At 41.2% G+C, this 8,185-nt stretch carries 8 protein-coding genes and 1 tRNA gene; all 9 read left to right on the top strand.

What is annotated here, in order from left to right:
* Positions 1-198: EF-Tu C-terminal domain-related protein (locus I2F31_RS13130; RefSeq protein WP_456050362.1), on the top strand; the 198-nt coding region annotated here is incomplete at its 5' end.
* A gap of 44 nt (positions 199-242) precedes the next feature.
* A tRNA-Trp gene (locus I2F31_RS13125) sits at positions 243-318 on the top strand.
* A gap of 76 nt (positions 319-394) precedes the next feature.
* Positions 395-835 (top strand): preprotein translocase subunit SecE, encoded by a 441-nt coding sequence (secE, locus tag I2F31_RS13120; RefSeq protein ID WP_195768846.1) that lies wholly within the window; start codon positions 395-397, stop codon positions 833-835.
* Between the two features lie 6 nt (positions 836-841).
* Complete coding sequence (nusG, locus tag I2F31_RS13115) at positions 842-1,375, top strand: transcription termination/antitermination protein NusG (RefSeq protein ID WP_195768847.1); 534 nt, start codon at positions 842-844, stop codon at positions 1,373-1,375.
* Between the two features lie 105 nt (positions 1,376-1,480).
* The gene (rplK, locus tag I2F31_RS13110) at positions 1,481-1,909 is read left to right on the top strand and encodes a 50S ribosomal protein L11 (RefSeq protein ID WP_195768848.1); all 429 of its coding nucleotides are present in this window, start codon (positions 1,481-1,483) and stop codon (positions 1,907-1,909) included.
* A gap of 3 nt (positions 1,910-1,912) precedes the next feature.
* Complete coding sequence (rplA, locus tag I2F31_RS13105) at positions 1,913-2,605, top strand: 50S ribosomal protein L1 (protein ID WP_195768849.1); 693 nt, start codon at positions 1,913-1,915, stop codon at positions 2,603-2,605.
* Positions 2,606-2,849: 244 nt separating this feature from the next.
* The gene (gene rplJ, locus I2F31_RS13100; protein WP_195768850.1) at positions 2,850-3,356 is read left to right on the top strand and encodes a 50S ribosomal protein L10; all 507 of its coding nucleotides are present in this window, start codon (positions 2,850-2,852) and stop codon (positions 3,354-3,356) included.
* A 45-nt stretch (positions 3,357-3,401) separates the two neighbouring features.
* Positions 3,402-3,770 (top strand): 50S ribosomal protein L7/L12, encoded by a 369-nt coding sequence (gene rplL, locus I2F31_RS13095; RefSeq protein ID WP_195768851.1) that lies wholly within the window; start codon positions 3,402-3,404, stop codon positions 3,768-3,770.
* A gap of 307 nt (positions 3,771-4,077) precedes the next feature.
* Positions 4,078-8,163 carry a DNA-directed RNA polymerase subunit beta gene (gene rpoB, locus I2F31_RS13090; protein ID WP_195768852.1) on the top strand — a complete coding sequence of 1,362 codons (4,086 nt, stop codon included), beginning with the start codon at positions 4,078-4,080 and terminating at the stop codon, positions 8,161-8,163.
* Positions 8,164-8,185 lie beyond the last annotated feature (22 nt).

Genomic DNA, 8,185 nt, shown 5'->3' with positions numbered 1-8,185 from the left:
CAGTTCTATTTCCGTACAACTGACGTAACTGGTGCGATCCAGTTGAAAGAAGGCGTTGAAATGGTAATGCCAGGTGACAACGTTGAAATGTCAGTAGAATTGATCCACCCGATTGCGATGGATGCAGGTCTACGTTTTGCGATCCGTGAAGGCGGTCGTACTGTAGGTGCTGGTGTTGTTGCGAAAGTAACTGCATAATACAAAATATAAATCGAGAGCTTTAAGCTCTCGATTTACTTGATAGGCTAGTAGTTCAATTGGTAGAGCGTCGGTCTCCAAAACCGAATGTTGGGGGTTCGAGTCCCTCCTGGCCTGCCACTTCATTTAATTTAAAGCTTGATGCTGGCTGTTTTGCCCTTATAATAGATTCGCGAATTCTACGACGAGTAAAAACATGTCGAATGATCAATCGCGTGACGCATTGAGCGACGCGCCAATATCTCAAAAACATAATACGGCTGAAGTCGTACGCTCAAATTCACCTTTAGATATTGTTTTATGGGTTTTAGCGATTGTATTGCTCATTGGAGCATCTCTTACAAATCAATATCTTCCTGCATATTGGGCACCTGCAAGTAATATCTGGGTGCAAATTGGTGTTATTTTAGCTTGTATCATTGTGGCTTTGGGTTTATTATACGCCACCCATCAGGGCAAAGGCTTTGTGCGTTTGCTTCGTGATGCACGTATAGAACTACGTAGGGTAACATGGCCAACCAAAAATGAAACAATAACTAACTCATGGCAAGTTGTGCTGGTTGTTATTGTGGCTGCGGTTTTGCTGTGGTGCTTTGATTATGCATTAAGTTGGCTAGTAAAGCTAATTATCGGGTAGAAAACTATGAAACGTTGGTACATTATTCATGCCTATTCAGGCTATGAAAAACAAGTGATGCGTTCGCTAAATGAGCGAATCCAGCGTAGTACGGTTGCCGATAGCTTTGGTGAAGTCCTTGTTCCGACTGAAGAAGTCGTTGAAATGAAGGATGGTAAAAAGCGTAAATCTGAGCGTAAATTTTTTCCAGGCTATGTCTTGGTTGAAATGGCAATGAATGATGATACTTGGCACATTGTAAAAGAGTGTCCTAAAGTATTGGGCTTTATTGGTGGTACACCTGAAAAGCCTGCGCCAATCACACAAAAAGAAGCTGATGCAATTCTTGCACGTGTACGTAACACTGGTGAAGCACCTCGTCCTAAGACGATGTTTGAGCCGGGTGAAGAATTACTCGTTATTGATGGACCTTTTACAGACTTTAAAGGTGTTGTAGAAGAAGTTCAATATGAAAAATCTCGCTTAACGTTGACAATTAACGTCTTTAATCGTCCAACTCAAGTTGAGCTAGAATTCCGCCAAGTTGAAAAAGCAATTTAATTGTTGTTTGACTGGTGGCATAAGCTGACCTTAATTGCGTCAGCTTATATTTTTGTTAAATAGATTGGGAAGCTTCACGGCGTTATTACCCAGAGGTATTTTGAAATGGCTAAAAAGATTGACGGCTATATCAAGCTGCAAGTTCCAGCTGGTAAAGCAAATCCATCTCCACCAATTGGTCCTGCATTAGGTCAACGTGGTGTAAACATCATGGCATTCTGTAAAGAATTCAATGCTGCTACACAAAAAGTTGAACCAGGTCTACCAATCCCTGTTGTGATTACAGTTTACAATGATAAATCATTTACATTTATCATGAAAACTCCGCCTGCATCTATCTTACTTAAGAAAGCTGCTGGTATCCAAAAGGGTTCTGCTGTACCAAACAAAACTAAAGTTGGTAAGTTAACTCGTGCTCAACTCGAAGAAATTGCGACTACTAAAGAACCAGATTTAACTGGTGCTGATTTAGACGCACGTGTACGTACCATTGCTGGTTCTGCGCGTTCTATGGGCTTGGAAGTGGAGCTATAAGACATGGCAAAGTTAACTAAACGTCAAAAAGCCATTGCTGCAATTGACTCTAACAAAGTTTACTCTTTAGAAGAAGCTGTAGAAATTATTAATACATTTCCTGCTGCAAAATTTAAAGAATCACTAGACGTGTCTGTAAACTTGGGCGTTGATCCTCGTAAATCTGACCAAGTCGTACGTGGTGCAACAACACTTCCTGCAGGTACTGGTAAAACTGTACGTGTAGCTGTATTTGCTCAAGGTGCTGCTGCTGAAGCTGCTAAAGCTGAAGGCGCTGATATCGTTGGTTTTGATGACCTTGCTGAAAGCATTCAAAAAGGTAATCTTGACTTTGATGTTGTGATTGCAGCTCCTGACGCTATGCGTGTTGTTGGTAAGTTAGGTACAATTTTAGGTCCACGTGGTTTAATGCCAAACCCTAAAGTAGGTACTGTAACTCCTGACGTTGCTGGCGCAGTTAAAAATGCAAAAGCTGGTCAAGCACGTTACCGTGTAGACAAAGGCGGTATTATTCATGCAGGTATCGGCCAAGTTGGCTTTGAAATCGCTGCAGTACGTCAAAACCTTGAAGCACTTGTTGCTGATTTGAAGAAAGCAAAGCCTGCAACTTCAAAAGGTGTTTATATCAAAAAGATCACTTTAAGCTCAACAATGGGCCCAGGTCTTACAGTTGATGTAAACAGCGTATCTAACTAATTTGTAAAAATTGTTAAATCTCTTACCTCAATAAGCATGCTTAGTGGCGTAAGAGTGGACTTTGAATTGATAGGTTAAAGCCTATTAGCGTCAAAGACCTCAGGCGAAAAGTTTACTTTTCTTAAAATTCCAGCCTGCGTAGACGCGGTGGTGTGATTTATTCATCCTCCGCGTGTAAATCGAAAGATTTACGAATTGGGAGTGTGTTCTTTGGAACACATAAATCACCTTAGGAGGTTTTACAGTGGCTCTACTACTAGAGAACAAAAAAGAAATCGTCGCTCAAGTTAATGCAACTGCAAGCGTCGCGTTTTCTGCTGTTGTTGCCGACTACCAAGGTTTAAGCGTTGAGAAATTAACACAATTACGTGTTGAAGCTCGTAAGTTAGGCGTATCTGTACGTATTGTACGTAATACACTTGCTAAACGCGCACTTGAAGGTACTCAGTTTGATATCTTGGGTGACAACCTTGTTGGTCCAACAATTCTAGGTTTTTCAACTTCTGAAGACGACATGGGTGCTGCGGCACGTTTGTTCGAAGAATTTGCAAAAGCAAACAAAGCATTTGAATTAAAAGCAGCTGCTTTTGATGGCAAAGTTTATCAAGGCGAAGAAGTGAGCGTAATTGCGAATCTTCCTAACCAAGAAAAAGCGCTTACGATGCTTGCAAATGTTCTTCAAGCTCCTATCTCGAAATTGGGTCGCTTACTTACAGCACTCAAAGAGAAAGACGAGCAAGAAGCTGCATAATCACTTTTACCTTACACCATTTAATATCCATTTGGAGTTATTCTCATGGCTTTAACTAACGAAGAAATTTTAAACGCAGTTGCTGAAAAAACAGTTCTAGAACTTGTTGAACTTATCTCTGCATTCGAAGAAAAATTCAATGTATCTGCTGCTGCTGTTGCAGTTGCTGCTGCACCAGGTGCTGCTGCTGCCGCTGAAGAGCAAACAGAATTCAACGTTGAATTAACAAGCTTTGGCGCAAACAAAGTTGCTGTAATTAAAGCAGTACGTGAAGCAACTGGTCTTGGTCTAAAAGAAGCTAAAGATCTAGTTGAAGGTGCTCCACAAGTTCTTAAAGAAGGCGTGAGCAAAGAAGAAGGTGAAGAACTTAAGAAGAAACTTGAAACTGCTGGTGCTACAGTTACACTTAAGTAATTTATTTTCGGGGTCAATCGTTAAAAATTGGCTCCAAAAATGGCTGATGGCTCTTGGGTCGTCAGCCTTTTTGCGTTACAATAATCGGCTGTGCTTTAATTGAAACCACTGTCTTTGCGTTGTATACGTAAAAAACATACAAATTCAAACGCTTACCAATATTTCTCACTCTGAAAATATTGTTAAGCGTTTTATTACCACACTCATTTGCAGCATTTGTAAGTAGTGGTGGCCATATCGGCCTGCGTCATTCCTTCTAAACCTGAACTGCAGGCAGGTTTAGTTTTGTACTTTCCGAGGACTCCAGATGGCATACTCATATACCGAAAAAAAACGGATCCGTAAGAATTTTGGTAAATTGCCCCAAGTGATGGATTTTCCGTACTTGCTGTCGATTCAAGTCGACTCGTACAGAACATTTTTACAAGATGGTAAATTGCCAAAAACTAGAGAAGATCTTGGTCTACAAGCTGCTTTTCGTTCAGTTTTTCCAATTGAAAGTTATTCTGGCAACGCTGCTTTAGAATTTGTTGAGTATAACCTTGGTAAGCCTGAGTTTGATGTACGCGAATGTATCCTTCGTGGCTCAACTTATGCTGCACCAATGCGTGTTAAAATTCGCTTGATCATTAAAGATCGAGATACTAAGTCAATTAAAGACGTACGTGAACAAGAAGTATACATGGGTGAAATGCCACTCATGACCGAAAACGGTACGTTTGTCATCAATGGTACAGAGCGTGTTATTGTATCTCAGTTACATCGTTCACCAGGTGTGTTCTTCGATAGTGACAAGGGTAAAACACATTCAAATAAAACATTGTACTCAGCTCGAATCATTCCTTACCGTGGTTCATGGTTAGATTTTGAGTTTGACGCAAAAGATTTAGTTTATGTACGTATTGACCGTCGTCGTAAACTACTTGCAACAGTTATTTTACGCGCATTAAATTATACAGATGAGCAAATCCTAGATTTATTCTATGAAAAAGTACCTGTATATCTAGATCTTGGTAGTTACCAGATTGAACTTGTACCAGATCGCTTGCGTGGCGAAATGGCGCAATTTGACATCGTAGATAACAACGGTAAAGTCATTGTTGAGCAAGGTAAGCGTATTAATGCACGTCATGTACGTCAAATGGAAACAGCAGGCCTAACAAAGCTTTCTGTACCTGATGAGTACTTATACGAACACATTACAGCTGAAGATATTGCTTTACATAATGGTGATGTGATTGCGGCAAACACTGTCCTTACACATGAAGTTATGGTGAAACTTGCAGAGGGTGGTGTAAAACAATTCAACATTCTGTTCACCAACGATATTGACCGTGGTTCTTACCTTGCTGACTCTCTACGTGCAGATACGACACGTGACCGTGAAGAAGCATTGGTAGAAATCTATAAAGTCATGCGTCCGGGCGAGCCACCAACAAAAGAAGCTGCAGAAAACTTATTTAACAATTTGTTCTTCTCTGCTGAACGCTATGATTTGTCTGCTGTAGGCCGTATGAAGTTCAACCGTCGTTTAGGACGCCCATACGAAACGAGCCCAGATCCAAAAGTTCGTAGTGCTGATGGTATCTTATCAAACGATGACATCGTTGATGTAATGCGTACATTGATTGATATTCGTAACGGTAAAGGCGAAGTTGATGACATCGACCATTTAGGTAACCGTCGTGTACGTTCTGTTGGTGAAATGACAGAAAACCAATTCCGTGTTGGTTTAGTTCGTGTTGAACGTGCTGTTAAAGACCGTTTAAGCCAAGCTGAAACAGATAACCTGTCTCCACAAGATTTAATTAATGCTAAGCCTGTAGCTGCTGCGATTAAAGAATTCTTTGGTTCAAGCCAATTGTCACAGTTCATGGACCAAAACAACCCATTGTCTGAAATTACGCATAAGCGTCGTGTTTCTGCATTAGGGCCAGGTGGTTTGACGCGTGAACGTGCTGGCTTTGAGGTACGTGACGTACACCATACACATTATGGTCGTGTGTGTCCGATTGAAACACCTGAGGGTCCAAACATTGGTTTGATCAACTCGCTTTCTGTATATGCAAAAGCAAACCACTTTGGTTTCTTAGAAACACCATATCGTAAAGTTGTTGATGGCCGTGTGACTGAAGATACAGAATACCTTTCTGCAATTGAAGAAGTAGGTACTGTGATTGCACAGGCCGATTCAGCAGTAGATACTGAAGGCAATTTGATTGACGAAATGGTGACTGTACGTCATCAAGGTGAAACAGTTCGTACACCACCTGAGCGTGTAACACACATGGACGTTTCTGCACAGCAGGTTGTATCTGTTGCTGCATCACTGATTCCATTCTTGGAACACGATGATGCGAACCGTGCATTGATGGGTTCAAACATGCAACGTCAAGCCGTGCCAACACTTCTTGCTGATAAGCCACTTGTTGGTACAGGTATGGAAGCAAATGTTGCACGTGACTCTGGTGTATGTGTGATTGCTAACCGTGGTGGTGTGATTGAATACGTAGATGCATCACGTGTCGTTATTCGTGTGAATGAAAGCGAAATGATTGCTGGTGAAGCAGGCGTTGATATTTACAACTTGATCAAATATACCCGTTCAAACCAAAACACATGTATTAACCAAAAAGTTTTGGTAAATATGGGTGATAAAGTTGGTCGTGGTGATGTTCTTGCAGATGGTCCATCTACAGATGGTGGCGAGCTTGCACTTGGTCAAAACATGCGTGTTGCGTTCATGACGTGGAATGGTTACAACTATGAAGACTCGATTCTTTTATCAGAGCGTGTACTTCAAGAAGACCGTTTAACGTCTATTCATATTCAAGAACTATCATGTGTTGCTCGTGATACTAAACTTGGCGCAGAAGAAATTACTGCAGATATTCCAAACGTAGGCGAAGCTGCTCTATCTAAGTTAGATGAGTCAGGTATTGTTTACATTGGTGCTGAAGTCACTGCTGGTGATATCTTAGTCGGTAAAGTGACACCAAAAGGTGAAACGCAACTGACCCCAGAAGAAAAATTACTTCGTGCAATTTTTGGTGAAAAAGCGGCAGACGTAAAAGACTCATCTCTACGTGTACCATCAGGTACAAAAGGGACAGTCATTGACGTTCAAGTCTTCACGCGTGATGGTTTAGAAAAAGATGAGCGTGCTTTAGCGATTGAAAAAGCACAACTTGATGCATACCGTAAAGATTTGAAAGAAGAATACAGCATCTTTGAAGAAGCGGCACGTGAACGTATTGTACGTTTGCTAAAAGATCAAGTGTCTCATGGCGGTGGTACAACTAAACATGGCGATAAGCTAAATGATGAGCTACTTTCAAAGCTAGATCTTGTTGATTTACTTGAAATTCAGCCTGCAGATGAAGCAATTGCTGAGCGTCTAACTCAAATTCAAACTTACTTGAAAGAGAAAAGTATTGAAATTGATGAAAAGTTTGCTGAGAAAAAACGTAAGCTTTCAACAGGTGATGAATTAACAACAGGTGTACTCAAAGTTGTTAAGGTTTACCTTGCGGTGAAACGTCGTATCCAACCTGGTGATAAGATGGCGGGTCGTCACGGTAACAAAGGTGTTGTATCAAACATCTTACCTGTAGAAGACATGCCACATGATGCCAATGGTGTACCTGTAGATATCGTACTTAACCCACTGGGTGTACCTTCACGTATGAACGTGGGGCAGATTCTAGAAACCCATTTAGGTTTGGCTGCGAAAGGTTTGGGTGAGCAAATTGATAAAATGCTCCAACAACAACGTACCATTGCTGAACTACGTGAATTTTTAGACAAAATTTACAACAAGGTTGGTGGTGAGCAAGAAGACCTGAACAGTTTAACTGATGATGAAGTGATGATTCTTGCAGGTAACCTCAAGAAAGGTGTGCCATTAGCAACACCTGTATTTGATGGTGCTGAAGAAGAGCAAATCAAAGAGTTACTTGAGTTGGCTGAATTGCCACGTACTGGACAACAAACATTGTTTGATGGTCGTACAGGTGAACAATTCGACCGTCCAGTGACTGTAGGTTACATGTATATGCTCAAGCTGAACCACTTGGTTGATGACAAGATGCATGCACGTTCGACTGGTTCTTACTCACTTGTAACGCAACAGCCTCTTGGTGGTAAAGCACAGTTCGGTGGTCAGCGTTTCGGTGAGATGGAAGTCTGGGCACTTGAAGCATACGGTGCAGCATACACACTTCAAGAAATGCTTACTGTGAAATCGGATGATGTTGAAGGGCGTACACGCATCTACAAAAACATTGTCGATGGTAACCATTACATGGACCCAGGTATGCCTGAATCGTTCAACGTATTGACCAAAGAGATCCGTTCTTTAGGTATCAACATTGAACTGAAAAACGGCGACTAATAAAGTCAAGTTGCTCTATTTT

Source organism: Acinetobacter rathckeae, from assembly GCF_015627125.1.
GTDB lineage: Bacteria > Pseudomonadota > Gammaproteobacteria > Pseudomonadales > Moraxellaceae > Acinetobacter > Acinetobacter rathckeae.
This window is presented reverse-complemented; position numbering and strand designations above follow the sequence as displayed.